The organism is Pseudomonas sp. T8, from assembly GCF_024610635.1.
GTDB lineage: Bacteria > Pseudomonadota > Gammaproteobacteria > Pseudomonadales > Pseudomonadaceae > Aquipseudomonas > Aquipseudomonas chlororaphis_I.
The window spans coordinates 3,774,901-3,792,780 of the sequence record NZ_CP102374.1; the positions used below are offsets into that span (position 1 = coordinate 3,774,901).

The 17,880-nt window shown below is 62.7% G+C and carries 13 protein-coding genes; 1 reads left to right on the forward strand and 12 read right to left on the reverse strand.

Annotated elements, in window-relative coordinates; all coding sequences use genetic code 11:
• Window positions 1-66 precede the first annotated feature (66 nt).
• Complete coding sequence (locus tag NRG23_RS16930) at window positions 67-1,335, forward strand: MFS transporter (RefSeq protein WP_257371448.1); 1,269 nt, start codon at window positions 67-69, stop codon at window positions 1,333-1,335.
• An 85-nt stretch (window positions 1,336-1,420) separates the two neighbouring features.
• On the opposite strand, the gene NRG23_RS16935 is transcribed toward NRG23_RS16930, so the two are convergent.
• The 12 genes from NRG23_RS16935 to NRG23_RS16990 form a co-directional block, all read right to left on the reverse strand.
• Complete coding sequence (locus tag NRG23_RS16935) at window positions 1,421-1,768, reverse strand: YgiW/YdeI family stress tolerance OB fold protein (protein ID WP_257371449.1); 348 nt, start codon at window positions 1,766-1,768, stop codon at window positions 1,421-1,423.
• Between the two features lie 130 nt (window positions 1,769-1,898).
• Window positions 1,899-2,966, reverse strand: a complete 1,068-nt coding sequence (gene hemE / locus NRG23_RS16940; RefSeq protein ID WP_009046605.1) for a uroporphyrinogen decarboxylase — start codon at window positions 2,964-2,966, stop codon at window positions 1,899-1,901.
• Between the two features lie 188 nt (window positions 2,967-3,154).
• A complete protein-coding gene (locus NRG23_RS16945) occupies window positions 3,155-4,573 on the reverse strand; it encodes an FAD-dependent oxidoreductase (RefSeq protein ID WP_007925837.1) in 1,419 nt (472 codons plus the stop codon).
• Window positions 4,574-4,697: 124 nt separating this feature from the next.
• Window positions 4,698-9,143, reverse strand: coding sequence for a glutamate synthase large subunit (gene gltB, locus NRG23_RS16950; RefSeq protein WP_257371450.1), 4,446 nt, complete (start codon window positions 9,141-9,143; stop codon window positions 4,698-4,700).
• Between the two features lie 350 nt (window positions 9,144-9,493).
• Entirely contained in the window at window positions 9,494-11,083 is a 1,590-nt protein-coding gene (locus NRG23_RS16955) for an SPOR domain-containing protein (RefSeq protein ID WP_016704448.1), read from the reverse strand.
• 10 nt (window positions 11,084-11,093) lie between these two features.
• Entirely contained in the window at window positions 11,094-12,194 is a 1,101-nt protein-coding gene (aroB, locus tag NRG23_RS16960; RefSeq protein ID WP_016704447.1) for a 3-dehydroquinate synthase, read from the reverse strand.
• A 147-nt stretch (window positions 12,195-12,341) separates the two neighbouring features.
• Entirely contained in the window at window positions 12,342-12,860 is a 519-nt protein-coding gene (gene aroK, locus NRG23_RS16965) for a shikimate kinase AroK (RefSeq protein ID WP_009041824.1), read from the reverse strand.
• Between the two features lie 4 nt (window positions 12,861-12,864).
• Window positions 12,865-14,937: a type IV pilus secretin PilQ gene (gene pilQ, locus NRG23_RS16970; RefSeq protein ID WP_257371451.1), complete on the reverse strand. Its 2,073-nt coding sequence runs from the start codon at window positions 14,935-14,937 to the stop codon at window positions 12,865-12,867.
• A gap of 13 nt (window positions 14,938-14,950) precedes the next feature.
• Window positions 14,951-15,478, reverse strand: a complete 528-nt coding sequence (locus NRG23_RS16975) for a pilus assembly protein PilP (protein WP_103330911.1) — start codon at window positions 15,476-15,478, stop codon at window positions 14,951-14,953.
• Window positions 15,475-16,092, reverse strand: coding sequence for a type 4a pilus biogenesis protein PilO (locus tag NRG23_RS16980; protein ID WP_009046599.1), 618 nt, complete (start codon window positions 16,090-16,092; stop codon window positions 15,475-15,477). Before NRG23_RS16980 ends, NRG23_RS16975 begins: the two co-directional genes overlap by 4 nt.
• Window positions 16,089-16,655: a PilN domain-containing protein gene (locus NRG23_RS16985; protein ID WP_009046598.1), complete on the reverse strand. Its 567-nt coding sequence runs from the start codon at window positions 16,653-16,655 to the stop codon at window positions 16,089-16,091. Before NRG23_RS16985 ends, NRG23_RS16980 begins: the two co-directional genes overlap by 4 nt.
• Window positions 16,655-17,707: a pilus assembly protein PilM gene (locus NRG23_RS16990; RefSeq protein ID WP_257371452.1), complete on the reverse strand. Its 1,053-nt coding sequence runs from the start codon at window positions 17,705-17,707 to the stop codon at window positions 16,655-16,657. The genes NRG23_RS16985 and NRG23_RS16990 overlap by 1 nt, the downstream gene beginning before the upstream one ends.
• Window positions 17,708-17,880 lie beyond the last annotated feature (173 nt).

Genomic DNA, 17,880 nt, shown 5'->3' on the forward strand with positions numbered 1-17,880 from the left:
AAGAAACATTAGCCAGCTATATGCTTTTTTCCATTGCCTGACCGGCTGCGCTCCCCGAGGTCTCCCGTGAAAACCGCTGTCGCTCCACTCGCCCACGAACTCTCTCCCACCGCCCTCGATGAGGTCGTCGCGCAACTGAACGAGGCCTACATCGAAAAAGGCACGCCGATGTTCATGCGCACGGTGCTGGCGCTGTTCTCCGGCGGTTTCGCCACCTTCGCCCTGCTCTACTGCGTGCAACCGATGATGCCGCTGCTGTCCCGGGAGTTTTCCATCAACGCCGCGCAGAGCAGCCTGATCCTCTCGGTCGCCACCGGCCTGCTGGCCATCGGTTTGCTGGTCACCGGGCCGATTTCCGACCGCATCGGCCGCAAGCCGGTGATGGTGGCCGCCCTGTTCGCCGCCGCGCTGTGCACCATTGCCAGCGCCCTGATGCCGAGCTGGCACGGCGTGCTGCTGATGCGCGCGCTGGTGGGGCTGTCCCTGAGCGGCCTGGCGGCGGTGGCGATGACTTACCTGAGCGAGGAGATCCATCCGCAGCACATCGGCCTGGCCATGGGCCTGTACATCGGCGGCAACGCCATTGGTGGCATGAGCGGCCGCCTGATCACCGGGGTGCTGATCGACTTCGTCAGCTGGCACACGGCGATGTTGGTGATCGGTGGCCTGGCGCTGATCGCCGCGGCGGTGTTCTGGAAGATCCTCCCCGAATCGCGCAACTTCCGCGCCCGCTCGCTGCACCCGCGCAGCCTGCTGGACGGCTTCACCATGCACTTTCGCGATGCCGGCCTGCCGCTGCTGTTCCTCGAGGCCTTCGTGCTGATGGGCGCGTTCGTCACGCTGTTCAACTACATCGGCTATCGCCTGCTGGCCGAGCCGTATCACATGGATCAGGCCTTCGTCGGCCTGCTGTCGGTGGTGTACCTGTCGGGGATCTACAGCTCGGCGAAAATCGGCGCCCTGGCCGACCGCCTGGGGCGACGCAAAATGCTCTGGGCCACCATTTCGCTGATGCTCGCCGGCCTCGCCCTGACCATGCTCAGCCCGTTGTCGGTGGTGATCATCGGTATGCTGATCTTCACGTTCGGCTTCTTTGGTGCCCATTCGGTCGCCAGCAGCTGGATCGGCCGGCGCGCCCTCAAGGCCAAGGGCCAGGCTTCATCGCTGTACCTGTTCAGCTATTACGCCGGATCGAGCATCGCCGGGACGGCGGGCGGGGTGTTCTGGCACATGGCCGGGTGGAACGGCATCGGCCTGTTCATCAGCGCCCTGCTGGTGGTGGCGCTGCTGGTGGCCTTGAAGCTGGCCAAGCTGCCGCCGCTGGCCACTCAGTAGTCGCTAAACCAACATGCCGGCGACCAGCCCCCGCGATCCATATGCGGGGTCCGGTCGCCGGCATGGGCGATATCTGTCGATCGGCTTACTTGACGATTTCCACCAGGTCGACGTCGATCTCGCGCTTCATCAACCCCTTCTCGACCTCACCGGTCAGCCTGACCTGGGTCTTCTCGTTGAACGCCACCGGCGGCAGGTCTTCGTCGTCGATCTCAACGGTGATGGTGCCGCTGGTATCCTTGAATTCGTACTTGTCGTCGTTGTTCAGCTTCTTGACCACATGGCCCTGCAACACCACCGGCGTATCGTCCGAGGCATCGTTGGCCGCCGCGACGGTGGTGACGGCCTGGGCGCCAGGACCGGTGTAGCCGACAGCCAGGGCGGCGGTGCTGAACAGCGGGGCGAGCAACAGAACGAGGTAACGGGTTTTCATGGCAGTGATCCAATGTGGGTTTCGATAAAGCCAGATTAACCAGCCAGGCTGAATTGAAACTTAATCCGCCGGCCCTTTCCTGAAGGCAAAAAAAGCCCGGCAAATGCCGGGCTTGCTTATCAGGCCGCGATCACTGGTGATACTGCGCCGACAGTTCGTGCACCGCGCGCAGGAAGGCGCCGGCGTGCTCCGGGTCGACTTCCGGGGTGATGCCGTGGCCGAGGTTGAACACATGGCCGCTGCCCTTGCCATAGCTGGCGAGGATGCGCCCGACTTCGGAACGGATCGCTTCCGGCTTGGCGTAGAGCACGGTCGGGTCCATGTTGCCTTGCAGCGCGACCTTGTTGCCGACCCGTTGGCGCGCTTCGCCGAGGTCGCAGGTCCAGTCCAGGCCCAGGGCGTCGGCACCGGCGTCGGCAATGCTTTCCAGCCACAGGCCGCCGTTCTTGGTGAACAGGATTACTGGCACCTTGCGCCCTTCGTGCTCGCGGATCAGGCCGCTGACGATCTTGCGCATATAGGCCAGGGAGAACTCCTGGTAGGCCGCCGCCGACAGGTTGCCGCCCCAGGTGTCGAAGATCTGCACCGCTTGCGCACCGGCCTTGATCTGGCCGTTGAGGTAGCTGGTGACCGACTGCGCCAGCTTGTCCAGCAGCAGGTGCATGGCTTGCGGGTTGTCGTAGAGCATCGCCTTGATCTTGCGGAAGTCCTTCGACGAGCCGCCCTCGACCATGTAGGTGGCCAGGGTCCAGGGGCTGCCGGAGAAGCCGATCAGCGGCACGCGGCCGTTGAGCTCGCGGCGGATGGTGCTGACCGCGTCCATCACGTAGCCCAGGTCCTTGTGCGGATCCGGGATCGGCAGGGCCTCGATGTCGGCCAGGGTGCTGATGACCTTCTTGAAACGCGGGCCTTCGCCGGTTTCGAAGTACAGGCCCTGGCCCATGGCGTCGGGGATGGTCAGGATGTCGGAGAAAAGGATGGCCGCATCCAGCTGTGGATAACGGTCCAACGGTTGCAGGGTGACTTCGCAGGCGAACTCCGGGTTCATGCACAGGCTCATGAAGTCACCGGCGTTGGCACGGCTGGCGCGGTATTCAGGCAGGTAGCGCCCAGCCTGACGCATCATCCACACCGGGGTGACGTCTACGGGTTGCTTGAGCAGGGCACGAAGGAAACGGTCGTTCTTCAGGGCAGTCATGTCGGCATCCGGAAAAAAAGTGCGGGCATTTTCTCAGAGCGCGACGCAAAAGGCACGGCGAGAGCCGTGCCTTTTATCTATCGGGTCAATTGGTCGCAGGGAGAGCAGCGCCAAGTTTCAAGCTGCAAGCCCCAAGCGCCGTGGCTTTGAGCTTGCAGCTAATAGCTTGAAGCTTGTCGCTGGCGTTGTCAGACGCCCAGGTAGTCGAGGATGCCTTCGGCGGCGTTACGGCCTTCGAAGATCGCCGTCACCACCAGGTCGGAACCGCGCACCATGTCGCCACCGGCGAAGATCTTCGGGTTGCTGGTCTGGTGCTTGTACTGGCCCTGCTCCGGCGCCACGACGCGGCCCTGGCTGTCGGTCTGGATGCTGAACTGCTCGAACCACGGCGCCGGGCTCGGGCGGAAACCGAAGGCGATGACCACGGCGTCGGCCGGGATGACCTCTTCGGAACCCGGGATCGGCTCGGGGCTGCGACGGCCACGGGCGTCCGGCTCGCCGAGACGGGTCTCGACCACCTTCACGCCTTCGACCTTGTCTTCGCCGACAATGGCGATCGGCTGGCGGTTGTAGAGGAACTTCACGCCTTCTTCCTTGGCGTTCTTCACCTCTTTGCGCGAGCCCGGCATGTTCGCTTCGTCACGACGATAGGCACAGGTCACCGCCTTGGCGCCCTGGCGGATCGACGTGCGGTTGCAGTCCATCGCCGTGTCGCCACCACCGAGGACCACGACCTTCTTGCCCTTCATGTCGACGAAATCTTCCGGCGACTTTTCAAAGCCCAGGTTGCGGTTGACGTTGGCGATCAGGAAGTCCAGCGCGTCGTGCACGCCCGGCAGGTCCTCACCGGCAAAGCCGCCCTTCATGTAGGTGTAGGTGCCCATGCCCATGAATACGGCATCGTATTCTTCGAGCAGTTGCTCCATGGTCACGTCCTTGCCCACCTCGGTGTTGAGGCGGAACTCGATGCCCATGCCGCTGAAGACTTCGCGACGATTGCTCAGCACGGTCTTTTCCAGCTTGAACTCGGGGATGCCGAAGGTCAGCAGGCCGCCGATTTCCGGGTTCTTATCGAACACCACCGGGGTCACGCCGCCACGTACCAGCACGTCGGCACAGCCCAGGCCCGCCGGGCCCGCGCCGATCACCGCGACACGCTTGCCGGTCGGCTTGACCTTGGACATGTCCGGACGCCAGCCCATGGCGAAGGCGGTGTCGGTGATGTACTTCTCCACCGAACCGATGGTCACCGCGCCAAAACCGTCGTTGAGGGTGCAGGCCCCCTCGCACAGGCGGTCCTGCGGGCACACCCGGCCGCAGACTTCCGGCAGGGTGTTGGTCTGGTGCGACAGCTCGGCAGCGGCGAGGATGTTGCCCTCGGCCACCAGCTTGAGCCAGTTGGGAATGAAGTTGTGCACCGGGCACTTCCATTCGCAGTACGGGTTACCGCAACCCAGGCAGCGGTGGGCCTGGTCGGCCGACTGCTGGGGTTTGAAGGGTTCGTAGATCTCCACGAACTCTTTCTTGCGTTGACGCAACAGTTTCTTCTTCGGATCCTTGCGCCCGACCTCGATGAACTGGAAGTCATTATTCAGACGTTCAGCCATTATCAAAACCTCTTAACAGCAGCTCGAAGCTACAAGCTTCAAGCTGCAAGACAATCACGTGTGCAGGCATATCGCGCACTGCCGTTAACTTGCGGCTTGAAGCTTGCCGCTTGCAGCTGCGTCGTTATTGCGGATTCGCACGAGTACTGGAAAGCAGAGATTTCAAGCTCGCCGCCTTAGGTTTGACTAGCCAGAAACGACGCAGGTAGTCATCGAGGTTCTCGGCCAGGTTACGGCCCCACTCGCTACCGGTTTCCTCGACGTATTCGTCCAGCACGCGCTGCAGGTGGCTGCGATAGGCTTCCATCGCTTCGCCGCTGATCCGCTGGATTTCCACCAGCTCGTGGTTGACCCGGTCAACGAAGGTGTTGTCCTGGTCGAGCACGTAGGCGAAACCGCCGGTCATGCCTGAGCCGAAGTTGTAACCGGTCTTGCCCAGCACGCAGACGAAACCACCGGTCATGTATTCGCAGCAGTGATCGCCAGTGCCTTCCACCACGGTGTGGGCACCGGAGTTGCGCACGGCGAAACGCTCGCCCGCGGTGCCGGCGGCGAACAGCTTGCCGCCGGTGGCGCCGTACAGGCAGGTGTTGCCGATAATCGCGCTGTCCTGAGTCTTGTAGGCGCTGCCTTTCGGCGGAACGATCACCAGTTTGCCGCCGGTCATGCCCTTGCCCACGTAGTCGTTGGCGTCGCCTTCGAGGTAGAGGTTCAGGCCGCCGGCGTTCCACACGCCGAAGCTCTGACCGGCAGTGCCCTTGAAGCGGAAGGTGATCGGCGCCTTGGCCATGCCCTGGTTGCCGTGGACCTTGGCGATTTCACCGGAGATCCGCGCACCGATGGAACGGTCGCAGTTGCAGATGTCGAGCGCGAACTCGGCACCGCTGAGGTCGTTGATCGCAGGCTTGGCCATGGCGACCATTTTCTCGGCCAGCAGGCCCTGGTCGAACGGCGGGTTGCGATCGACCTGGCAGAACTGCGGCTTGTCCGCCGGGATATGGTCGCTGCCCAGCAGCGGGGTCAGGTCCAGGTGGTGCTGCTTGGCGGTCTGGCCTTCGAGGATTTCCAGCAGATCGGTGCGACCGATCAGCTCTTCCAGCGAGCGCACGCCCAGCTTGGCCAGCCACTCACGGGTTTCCTCGGCGACGTAGGTGAAGAAGTTCACCACCATCTCGACGGTACCGATGTAGTGGTCCTTGCGCAGCTTTTCATTCTGAGTCGCCACGCCGGTGGCGCAGTTGTTCAGGTGGCAGACACGCAGGTACTTGCAACCCAGGGCGATCATCGGCGCGGTGCCGAAGCCGAAGCTTTCGGCGCCGAGGATTGCCGCCTTGATCACGTCAAGGCCGGTTTTCAGGCCGCCGTCGGTCTGTACCCGGACCTTGCCGCGCAAGTCGTTGCCGCGCAGGGTCTGGTGGGTTTCCGCCAGGCCCAGTTCCCACGGCGCACCGGCGTACTTGATCGAAGTCAGCGGCGAGGCGCCGGTGCCACCGTCGTAGCCGGAGATGGTGATCAGGTCGGCATAGGCCTTGGCCACGCCAGCGGCGATAGTGCCGACGCCGGCCTCCGCCACCAGTTTCACCGAGACCAGCGCCTGCGGATTGACCTGTTTCAGGTCGAAGATCAGCTGCGACAAGTCTTCGATGGAGTAGATGTCGTGGTGCGGCGGTGGCGAAATCAGGGTCACGCCGGGTACCGCGTAACGCAGCTTGGCGATCAGGCCGTTGACCTTGCCGCCAGGCAGCTGGCCGCCTTCGCCGGGCTTGGCACCCTGGGCCACCTTGATCTGCAGCACTTCGGCGTTGACCAGGTATTCCGGGGTCACGCCGAAACGGCCGGTGGCCACCTGCTTGATCTTCGAGCTCTTGATGGTGCCGTAGCGCGCCGGGTCTTCGCCGCCTTCGCCGGAGTTGGAACGCGCGCCCAGGCGGTTCATGGCTTCGGCCAGGGCTTCGTGGGCTTCCGGCGACAACGCGCCCAGGGAAATACCGGCGGAGTCGAAACGCTTGAGGATCGATTCCAGCGGCTCGACTTCGCTGATGTCCATCGGCGTGTCCAGGGTCTTCACCTTGAACAGGTCGCGGATCATCGACACCGGGCGGTTATCCACCAGCGCGGTGTATTCCTTGAACTTGGCGTAGTCGCCCTGCTGCACGGCGGCTTGCAGGGTGTTGACCACGTCCGGGTTGTAGGCGTGGTATTCGCCACCGTGGACGAACTTCAGCAGGCCGCCTTGCTGGATCGGCTTGCGCGGGCTCCAGGCTTCGGCAGCCAGGGCTTTCTGCTCGGCTTCGATGTCGACGAAACGCGCGCCCTTGATGCGGCTCGGCACACCACGGAAGCTCAGCTCGCAGACTTCCTCGGACAGGCCGATGGCCTCGAACAGCTGCGCACCGCGGTAGGACGCGATGGTCGAGATGCCCATCTTCGACAGGATCTTCAGCAGGCCCTTGGTGATGCCCTTGCGGTAGTTCTTGAACACCTCGTAGAGGTCGCCCAGCACTTCACCGGTACGGATCAGGTCGCCCAGCACTTCGTAGGCCAGGAACGGATAGACCGCCGAGGCACCGAAACCGATCAGCACCGCGAAGTGATGCGGATCGCGCGCGGTGGCGGTTTCCACCAGGATGTTGGAGTCGCAGCGCAGGCCCTTCTCGGTCAGGCGGTGGTGCACCGCGCCGGTGGCCAGGGAAGCGTGGATCGGCAACTTGCCCGGGGCGATATGGCGGTCGCTGAGCACGATCTGGGTGCGACCGGCGCGCACGGCTTCTTCGGCCTGGTCGGCCACGTTGCGGATCGCTGCTTCCAGGCCGAGGCTTTCCTCGTAGTTCAGGTCGATGACCTGACGCTCGAAGCCCGGACGGTCGAGGTTCATCAGCGAGCGCCACTTGGCGGGCGAGATCACCGGCGAGCTGAGGATCACGCGGGAAGCGTGCTCAGGCGATTCCTGGAAGATGTTGCGCTCGGCACCGAGGCAGATCTCCAGCGACATGACGATGGCTTCGCGCAGCGGGTCGATCGGCGGGTTGGTGACCTGGGCGAACTGCTGGCGGAAGTAGTCGTACGGCGTGCGCACACGCTGGGACAGCACGGCCATCGGCGTGTCGTCGCCCATGGAGCCGACCGCCTCGTAGCCTTGCTCGCCCAGAGGACGCAGCACCTGATCACGCTCCTCGAAGGTGACCTGGTACATCTTCATGTACTGCTTGAGCTGGTCGACGTCGTAGAACGCCGAACCGTGGTCATTGTCTTCCATGGTCGCCTGGATGCGCAGGGCATTCTTGCGCAGCCATTGCTTGTACGGATGACGGGACTTCAGGCGATTGTCGATGGCGTCGGTGTCGAGGATCTGCCCGGTTTCGGTGTCCACGGCGAAGATCTGGCCCGGGCCGACCCGGCCCTTGGCGATCACGTCTTCGGGCTGGTAGTTCCAGACGCCGATTTCCGAAGCCAGGGTGATGAAGCCGTTCTTGGTGGTGACCCAGCGCGCCGGGCGCAGGCCATTACGGTCGAGCAGGCAGACGGCGTAGCGGCCGTCGGTCATGACCACGCCCGCGGGGCCGTCCCACGGTTCCATGTGCATGGAGTTGTATTCGTAGAACGCGCGCAGGTCGGCGTCCATGGTCTCGACGTTCTGCCACGCTGGCGGAATGATCATCCGCACGCCACGGAACAGGTCGATGCCGCCGGTAACCATCAGCTCAAGCATGTTGTCCATGCTCGAGGAGTCGGAACCCACGCGGTTGACCAGCGGGCCGAGCTCTTCCAGATCCATCAGGTCATTGGTGAACTTGGTACGCCGGGCCTGGGCCCAGTTGCGGTTGCCGGTGATGGTGTTGATCTCGCCGTTGTGGGCGAGGAAGCGGAACGGCTGCGCCAGCGGCCATTTCGGCAGGGTGTTGGTGGAGAAGCGCTGGTGGAACACGCAGATCGCGGTTTGCAGGCGCGGGTCACCCAGGTCCGGATAGAAGGCGGCCAGGTCGGCCGGCATCATCAGGCCTTTATAGATGATGGTCTTGTGGGAAAAGCTGCAGATGTAGTGGTCGGTATCGGCGGCGTTGGCCACCGACGAGCGACGACGGGCGCTGAACAGCTTGACCGCCATGTCCTGGTCGCTCAGGCCTTCACCGCCGATGTAGATCTGTTCGATCTGCGGCAGGCGCTCCAGGGCCAGGCGGCCGAGAACGCTGGTATCGATCGGCACTTTGCGCCAGCCGATCAGTTGCAGGCCTTCGGCCAGGATCTCGCGGTTCATGTTCTCGCGAGCGGCTTCGGCCTTGGCCGGATCCTGGTTGAAGAAGACCATGCCCACGGCATATTGCTTGGGCAATTCGACACTGAAGGTTTCCTGGGCAATGGCTCGCAGGAACGCGTCAGGCTTCTGAATCAGCAGACCGCAACCGTCGCCGGTCTTGCCGTCCGCGTTGATCCCACCGCGGTGGGTCATGCAGGTCAGGGCCTCGATGGCCGTTTGCAAAAGGGTATGACTGGGTTCGCCCTGCATATGGGCTATCAGGCCGAAACCGCAGTTATCCTTGAATTCATCTGGTTGGTACAGACCTGCTTTCATAGACACTTTCTCACCAGGCTGCCTCTTATCGAGACAAATTTCTTTTCAATTCAACCAGTTACCATCCACGCCGAACGTACGCCGGCTTTGCGGGGGCAAAAGGGAGGTCATTGTACACACCGACACAGACGCTCACAAATTTGGCGACGAAATGTCGCAAATCTATGTCGCATTTATGAAAGGTTTAAAGCGATATGCTGTGCTAGTCAAAACTTTTTTAGTTCGGACCGCGACGACTCAAAAGCTACTGTGACGCAGACACCACAAGGCACGCGGCCTTGAAGGCAGCATGCGCATGCGGATTTTTTTGAGGTGCTGGGAGAGGCGGCCTGGGTAAGGCCGCCGAATCTTCAGCGAGTTGCTGCCAGTTCCTGTTGGACGCTGGCGACAGTGCGAGGCCAAGGTTTACCAGCCTGAACCTTCGCTGGCAAGGCCTTGATAGCGGTAACGGCTGCATCACGGCTGCTGAAGCTGCCGTAAGTGATCACATACAGCGGTTTGCCGTTGAGGACTTTCTTGAAATAACGGTACTGGGCGCCCTGTTCCTTGACGAAGTTCTGCGCGGTGGCTTCGGAACTGGTGCCAAGGATCTGCACGACGTAGTTGCCTGGCGCCTGGCCGGCGTACCAGCTACCGCCGGTAGCGGCCTTGGCCACGGTGACAGGCTTCTCGGCTGGCTTGGCGGCCGGTGCGGCCGGTTTGCTGACTGGAGCAGGAGCAGGCTTGACCACCGGAGCCGGCTTGGCGGCGGCGACCTGGGTTGGCGCCGGGGTCGGACGAACTTCAGGCGTCGGCGCCGGACCGGCCGGCACGCCGGCTGGCGGTGCAATGGTGGTCACGGTCGGTGGCGTGGCGCTGGAGCCTTCCACCGGCACGCCATCGTCACCCTCGGTGATCCCGCCTGCGGCTTCGGCCAGAGGACCGCGCATCACCGGTTGCGACTGGCCGACCAATGGCAGCGGCATGGGCTGGGAAGAGCCGTTGAACTCGACAGCCGGGCTGCCATTGCTGTTCGGTTGCGGTGTCTGGCCCAGCGGCAGCTGCGCCTGTTCGTTGGCTGGCGCACCAGCAGTGCTTGGTGCCTTGCTGCGACCCGGCATCAGCCAGGCAGCGGCAACGGCTACCACTACGACTGCGGATATCGCCAATACGTGTTTCTTCGGCATATTGAACCCCATACTTGGACGCTTGACCGCTGAGCGGCTGGCAATCATGGCTTCGATCATTGCATCCCGGGCGACCTGGTTGATGTTGCCAGGCCAGCCATCGGAGCCTTCGTGAATATCACTGATCTGATCCGCGGAGAAAAGTTCGATACCGCGCCCTGCGCCTTCGAGACGCTGCGCCAGGTATTCACGGGTTTCTTCTTCGGTGTAGGGCTGCAGTTCGATGACATGGAAGCGCTCTTCTTCCGCGCTCAGCAGCTCCAGGCCGGCAATCAGCGACGACTCGCCGAACAGGAACACATGCGGACGACCTTCCGGCGCACCGGCGGCGAGCGCCAGCAGCGCCTCGAGCGCCGATTCGTCGAGCTGCTCGGCGTCATCCACCAGCAGATAGACTTCCTGGCCGGTCAGCGCCAGCTGCACCACTTGCGCCAGGATCGGGCCGATCTCGGCCTGCTCGACGTTCAGCGCCTGGGCCACCTGGCGCAGCACGCCTGCCGCATCGCCGGCACCACGGGCGGAAACCACCACGCTCTGTACCGATTGCTTGTTGGTGCTGGCGACCAGCGCCTGGCGCAGCAGCGTCTTGCCGCTGCCCTGCGGGCCGGTCACGACCAGCAGCAGTTGGCTGTAGCGCGCCAGATGGTGCAACTGCCCCAGCACCGGCTTGCGCTGGGCGGGGAAAAACTTGAAGCCAGGCACCCGTGGAGCAAAAGGGTCATGGCTCAACTGATAGTGGCCGAGGAAAGCCTCGTCGGCATGCAAACTAGTCATGGGGATCTTATTAACCTTTAAGCTGAGCCAGGGCGCGGTAATCCGCTCCCAGCGTGGCCTGTAAAACCTCTTTCGGATAATCGTCGGTCACTACGGCTTCGCCCATGCGGCGCAACAGCACCAGACGCAAACGACCATCGATCACTTTCTTGTCAATTGCCATGTGTTCGAGAAAATCCGCTTCGGTCATTTCCTCGGGCGGAATGACCGGCAAGCCCGCGCGCTGGAACAGGCGAATACCGCGGTCACGCTCCTCGGCGGTGATCCAGCCGAGGCGTGCGGACATCTCCAGCGCCATTACGGTGCCAGCAGCGACCGCTTCACCATGCAGCCAGACACCATAGCCCATGTGGGTTTCGATGGCGTGGCCGAAGGTATGCCCCAGGTTCAGCGTGGCGCGCACGCCGGACTCACGCTCGTCGGCACCGACCACGGCCGCCTTGGCCGCGCAGGAGCGTTCGATGGCATAGGTCAGCGCCTGCTGGTCGAGGGCTCGCAAGCGGTCGACGTTGTCTTCGAGCCAGGTCAGGAAGGGCTCGTCGCAGATCAGACCGTACTTGATGACTTCCGCCAGGCCAGCCGACAGCTCGCGGGCCGGCAGGGTATTGAGCGAGGCGGTATCGATCAGCACCACGTTCGGCTGATAGAAGGCGCCGACCATGTTCTTGCCCAGCGGATGGTTGATACCGGTCTTGCCGCCCACCGACGAATCGACCTGGGACAGCAAGGTGGTAGGAATCTGGATGAAATCGACGCCGCGCTGGTAGCAGGCAGCGGCAAAGCCGGCCATGTCGCCGATCACCCCGCCGCCGAGGGCGATGATCGTGGTGCGGCGGTCGTGCCGTGCGGTCAGCAGGCCATCGAAAATAAGCTGCAGGGTTTCCCAGTTCTTGAATGCTTCGCCGTCGGGCAGAACCACCGAGATCACCGAGAACTGCGCAAGGCTGCGTTTCAGACGCTCAAGGTACAGCGGCGCTACGGTTTCATTGGAAACGATCGCCACTTGCCGCCCGGCGATGTGCGGAGCCAGCAACTCGGGCCGGTCCAACAAACCTTCGCCAATATGAATCGGGTAGCTGCGCTCGCCTAGATCGACCTTAAGTGTCTGCATGTGTCCCCACAGTGAAATGGAAGCTGGTGTCCTGCCTTACATTAACGACGGGCATCACCTGGTTTTCTGACGCCGCGCAATAGCCATGCGCCACAACCGCAAGCGATCACGGCAAGGCGCCGAGGATAGCGCATTTCACGCTGCGCATTAACGGGGAGGCAGTTGCTGCAGGCGGTCCAGTATGTCCAGCACCACCATGCGCGGTGGCCGCTCATCGGTTTCAACCACCAGGTCGGCGATTTCCCGATAAAGCGGATCGCGAATCGCCAACAGGTCCCGCAGGGTTTTCGCCGGATCGGCCGTGCGCAGCAGCGGTCGATTGCGATCCCGGGCGGTACGACCGACCTGCTGCTCCACCGAGGCATGCAGATAGACCACACGCCCCCCGGCATGCAGCGCCAAGCGATTGGCTTCACGCATCACCGCGCCGCCGCCGGTCGCCAGGACCACGCCATCGGCGGAGCACAGCTCGGCGATCATGGCCTGTTCCCGATCACGAAAGCCCGGTTCGCCTTCCTTATCGAAGATCCACGGGATATTGGCGCCCGTGCGCAACTCAATTTCCTTATCGGAATCTTTGAATGGCAGGCGCAGCTCTTTGGCCAGCAAGCGACCAATGGTGCTTTTGCCAGCCCCCATTGGCCCAACAAGAATCAAATTTCGCACAGAATCAACGACTCACAGCAATCGCCTGGTTGTTCATGATACGCGGAGTGAGAAATACCAGCAGCTCGGATTTTTTCTCCGACACCACGTCACGCCTGAAAAGGCGGCCAAGATACGGCACATCGCCTAGAAATGGCACCTTATCTACAACCTTGCTTTGCGTATTGGAGAAAACCCCACCGATAACGATGGTTTCTCCGTCGTTGATCAGGACCTTGGCGTTGACCTCGTTCTTCTTGATCGGCGGCACGTCCTGGACCTTGTTCAGGTAGTCCGGCTCGTCCTTGGTGACCTTGACCTCCATGATGATGCGGTTATCCGGGGTGATCTGCGGCGTCACCTCCAGGGACAGCGAAGCCTCCTTGAACGACACCGAAGTCGCCCCGCTGGAGGCGGCTTCCTGATAGGGGATTTCCGTACCCTTGAGGATCTTCGCCGTCTCCTTGTCGGAGGTGACCACCTTGGGCTGGGAGACGATTTCACCGTTACCGGTCTTTTCCATGGCTGTCAGCTCAAGGTCCAGCAACACGTTGTCGGTGATGAAGGCGATACCCAGGCCGGAGGTATTGGCGGTGGTGCCCAGGTCGACGAACGGTGAGTTGCTGCTGGTACTGCCTGGCGTGCCTATGGTGGAAGAGGCGTTGGTGCCGTTGCTGACCCCCGAGGCATTCCAGTTGCCCTGGTTCTGGATCGAGCCACCCCAGCGCACGCCCAGGCTTTTGTCGTAGTCGACGTTGGCCTCGACGATCCGCGCCTCGATCATCACCTGGCGCACCGGGATATCCAGCTGGCTGACAATCCGCCGCAGCTCGTCCAGGCGCTCCCGGGTCTGGTAGGCAATGATGTTGTTGGTCCGCTCATCGACCGTGATCGAACCACGCTCGTCAGACTTGTCCTCAGCGCGGGTGACCGACTGGAACAGCTTGGCGATCTCCGCCGCCTTGGCATAGTTGACCTGCAGCAGTTCACGCCGCAGCGGCTCGAGATCGGCGATCTGCTTCTGCGACTCCAGCTCCTGGCGTTCGCGGGCCGCGATTTCATCGGCTGGCGCCACCAGCAACACATTGCCCACCTTGCGCTTGTCCAGCCCCTTGGTCTTGAGCACCAGATCGAGAGCCTGGTCCCACGGCACATTTTGCAGGCGCAAGGTAATGCCGCCCTGCACCGTATCGCTGGCCACCAGATTGAGGTTGGTGAAGTCGGCGATCAGTTGCAGCACCGAGCGGACCTCGATGTCCTGGAAGTTCAGCGAGAGCTTTTCGCCGTTATAGGCTGAGCGCTCGGTGTTGCGTTTCTGCAGATCGCCCGAAGTCATCGGCCTGACACTTACCGTGAGTTTGTTGTCCGTCTGGTAGGTCGAGTAATCGAAGGTGCCGCCGGGCTCGATGGTGACGATGGCCTTGCCGGACTCCGCCCGGGCGCTGACGAATTGCACGGGAGTGGCGAAGTCCTTGACGTCCAGCCTGACCCGCAGGGGTTCTGGCAGACGGGCCTTGGCGAAGGTAAGGACGAGCTTGCCGTCGCGTTCCTGGATATCCGGGCTCATTCCCGAGTCGGAGAGGTCGATCAGTACATTGCCTTCACCCTGCTCGCCGCGCTGGAAATCCACACTGCGAATCGACCGCCCCGCCGAAGCCGTGGCCTTGGCCCGCCCGGACGCGACAGCCGGCTGCCCCGGTGCACTCTGCGCCACCGTCGCCCCCTGGCCGATCACCACAAACAGCTGATTGCCGGCGACTCGAGTGCTGTAGGGCGCCAGCGCGACCAGATTGACCACCACCCGGGTACGCGGCCCCGATTCGACCACCGTCACGCTGCGCGCATTGCCATTGCCCAGATCGCGGCTCTTGTTCGCCAGCTGGCTGACGACACCCGGCAGATCGAGGGCGATCCGCGCCGGCTGGTCGGTGGTATAATCCCGCGGCTCGGGCACCGGTCCATCGAAGGTGAGTTTCAACTCCAGGCGATCCCCCGGCAGCGCCGCGACATCCAGGGCCTTGAGGCTGGCCGCCATGGCCATCGGTGAAAGCAGCGCCATCCATAGCGCAATACCGAAGGCTGAAAAGATCCTGTTCATGATGCGAGTTCCACTATGAGTGTTCTTTTAATGGAATGGTCCGTGGTCGCTCCAGCCACGCTCCCGCTCCATCGGGAACAATCTCGACCACGTCGACCTGTGAATCGCTGATCGCGACAATCCGCCCATCGTTACGCCCCAGGTAGTCGCCGACCTTCAGCCGATGCACACCACCGGCACCGCGCAACAACGCAAAGACGCCAGAGGCATTGGAAAGGGTGCCCACCATCTCGAACTGCTCGATGCTGAAGCCCTCGAGATACTGCTTGCTGCGGCTCGGATCCGGCCTGACCGCGGGCGAGCCTGCCCGGCGTGCCGCCAGGTCCACCCGAACCGCAGGCTGAAACGGGCTGCGCAAGGGTGCGGCGTTGTAGGTGAACGTTGGGTAAGACCCGAATGCCGGCATTGGTTCAATCTCACCGGGCGGCCGTAGCCGCGCCTCGTTCATGTAGGCATCCAGATCGCTGAAGTCGTCATTGCCGCCACAACCGGCCAGCCCGACAAATGCCAGCACGAGCAACAAGCCGCGAACGCGCTTCATGGACGGGGCACCTTGTAGCGGTAAGTCCTGGCCAGAATGTTCATGCGCAGCTTCGAGCCGACTTCCGGCGTGACCGGTTTGATCTCGAAATCATGCAGGGTGACGATTCGCGGCAAGCCGGCCACGCCGCTGACGAAAGTTGCCAGCTCGTGGTACCCACCGGTGACCGTGATCTGGATCGGCAATTCTACATAGAACGGCTGGACCACCTCAGGCAACAGCTTGATCTCTTCGAACTCCAGCCCGCTGCCAAGCCCGGTGCGACTGATATCCTCCAACAGCCCCGGCACTTCGGTATCGCTGGGAAGCTGGCGCAGCATGAGGTCAAAGGCGGTTTCCATGGCCTTCATCTGTTCGGTGTAAGGCCCCAGGTTGGCCACCAGGCGCGCCTTGCTGGCGAACTGCTGTTTCAGCACGGCCTCGTCCGCCCGGCGCTGGTCGAGTTGCAGCAACAGATCCTTGAGGTACAGGTTGTAACCAAGGGCCAGCACCAGCAGCATGACCAGCGCCGAGACCACGCCTTTGACCAGCGCGGGCCAGCCCCCCATGTTGCTCATGTCCAGCTCGCCGAGATCGATCCGGCGCATCTGCGCCCACCCGCCGGAAAGGCTCATTGCCCACCCTCGCCCATGGCGGGCCGGGTCTGATGGACGGTCAGCTGAAACACATTGGCCTGGTCGGCGTTGTCCGCCCCGGCGGCCTTGACCTCCGTCAGGCTCGGCGCGTCGAACCAGTCGGAGGCGTCCAGATTGCGCATCAGGTCCGAAACACGATGGTTCGATTCGGCCGCCCCGGTGATGGAGAGGGTCTGCCCGCTCATCCTGACATCGGTGAAATACACCCCGTCCGGCAGGGTGCGGGCCAACTGGTCGAATACCCGCGCGCTGGTGGAGCGATTGCCTTGCAGGTCCTGGATGATCTTCATCCGTTCCACCAACTGCTCGCGATGCAGCTTCAGCTCGCCGATCTTGGCGATCCGCTGATCGAGCAAGGTTATTTGAGCGCCTACATGATTGTTGCGCGCCAGCTGCCTGTCGATCGCCCGGTCGATGATCCTGTCGCCCGCGAACAGCGCACCCAGGGCCACCGCCGCAGCCGCTGCCAGGCCCAGGAGAAAGTGGCGACGCCGTTGTTCACGCCGCGCCTCACGCCAGGGAAGAAGATTGATCCGCGCCATCAGTCAAAACTCCGCAAGGCCAGCCCACAGGCGATCATCAAGGATGGAGCCTCGCTGGCCAGGGCCGCGGCGTCGACCTTGCCGCCGATGCTCATGCCAGCGAAGGGGTTGGCGATCAGCACAGGCAAGCCCAGGCGCTGCTCGATCAACGGCGCAAGTCCCGGAACCGAGGCGCTGCCGCCCGCCAACAGGATAGAGTCGACCTGGCGCTGCGGGCCGGAGGCCTGGAAAAACTGCAACGAGCGCGAAACCTGCTGCGCCACCGCCTCCTGAAAGGGTTGCAGCACCTCACTGGCGTAATCGTCCGGCAGGCCGCCCTGCTTTTTCGCCAGGCCGGCCTCTTCTTTCGACAGCCCGTAACGACGCTGGATGTGCTCGGTCAGTTGGTGCCCACCAAACAACTGCTCGCGGGAATAGATGATCTGCCCTTCATGCACAACGCTCAGGGTGGTCAGGGTGGCTCCGATATCGACCAGCGCCACAGTCCGGGCAACCGACGCCCCGGCCGCCAGGGCGAACGAGCGCTCCAGCGCGCAGACCTCCAGGTCCACCACCCGCGCCGTCAGCCCGGCGAGCTCCAGCGCCGCCTCGCGAACTTCGATGTGTTCCTTGCGACAAGCCGCCAACAGCACATCGACGCGTTCGGGATTGCGCGCCGAATAGCCGAGGACGTCGAAATCGATGGCGGCCTCATCCAGCGGATAGGGGATGTACTGGTCGGCGTCGACCTTGAGCTGGCTCTCCCGATCGTCATCGCAAAGCCCGGCCTCCATCTCGATAACCTTGCTGATCACCGCCGAGCCGGCCATCGCCAGCGCCGCGTGCTTCGCTCCCGGCCGGGCCCTGGCCAGCAGGCGAGACAAGGCATGCCCCACCCCTTCGGGCTCGACGATGTTTTTTTCGACCACGGCGTTGGCCGGCAACGGCTCCACCCCATAGGCCTCGACCCGAAAACGGCCGCCGACCCGGCTCAACTCAAGAAGCTTGACCGAGGTGGAGCTGATATCGATCCCCAGAAGGGAACTCGCCTTTTTACTGAAGAGTCCTAGCACTACCAATTCCCTATGACTATCCGTGACTTACGGACTCTGGAATGTCCATTGCGTTCAATCACCCCGTCTTGACAGACGGGCAAATGACGCCCTCTACGGAAAAATGCTTATAATGCCCAGCGATTTTTCCGCGATTTATCTGCTGCGTGAGCCGATTCCTGACTGTGAATACC

Excerpts from the sequence above, each read along its gene's own strand:
- NRG23_RS16955 (WP_016704448.1), bottom strand. The coding sequence starts at position 11,083 with ATGACTAGTTTGCATGCCGACGAGGCTTTCCTCGGCCACTATCAGTTG.
- NRG23_RS16985 (WP_009046598.1), bottom strand. The coding sequence starts at position 16,655 with ATGGCGCGGATCAATCTTCTTCCCTGGCGTGAGGCGCGGCGTGAACAA.
- hemE (WP_009046605.1), bottom strand. The coding sequence starts at position 2,966 with ATGACTGCCCTGAAGAACGACCGTTTCCTTCGTGCCCTGCTCAAGCAA.
- NRG23_RS16945 (WP_007925837.1), bottom strand. The coding sequence starts at position 4,573 with ATGGCTGAACGTCTGAATAATGACTTCCAGTTCATCGAGGTCGGGCGC.
- NRG23_RS16935 (WP_257371449.1), bottom strand. The coding sequence starts at position 1,768 with ATGAAAACCCGTTACCTCGTTCTGTTGCTCGCCCCGCTGTTCAGCACC.
- aroB (WP_016704447.1), bottom strand. The coding sequence starts at position 12,194 with ATGCAGACACTTAAGGTCGATCTAGGCGAGCGCAGCTACCCGATTCAT.
- gltB (WP_257371450.1), bottom strand. The coding sequence starts at position 9,143 with ATGAAAGCAGGTCTGTACCAACCAGATGAATTCAAGGATAACTGCGGT.
- pilQ (WP_257371451.1), bottom strand. The coding sequence starts at position 14,937 with ATGAACAGGATCTTTTCAGCCTTCGGTATTGCGCTATGGATGGCGCTG.
- NRG23_RS16980 (WP_009046599.1), bottom strand. The coding sequence starts at position 16,092 with ATGAGCCTTTCCGGCGGGTGGGCGCAGATGCGCCGGATCGATCTCGGC.
- NRG23_RS16975 (WP_103330911.1), bottom strand. The coding sequence starts at position 15,478 with ATGAAGCGCGTTCGCGGCTTGTTGCTCGTGCTGGCATTTGTCGGGCTG.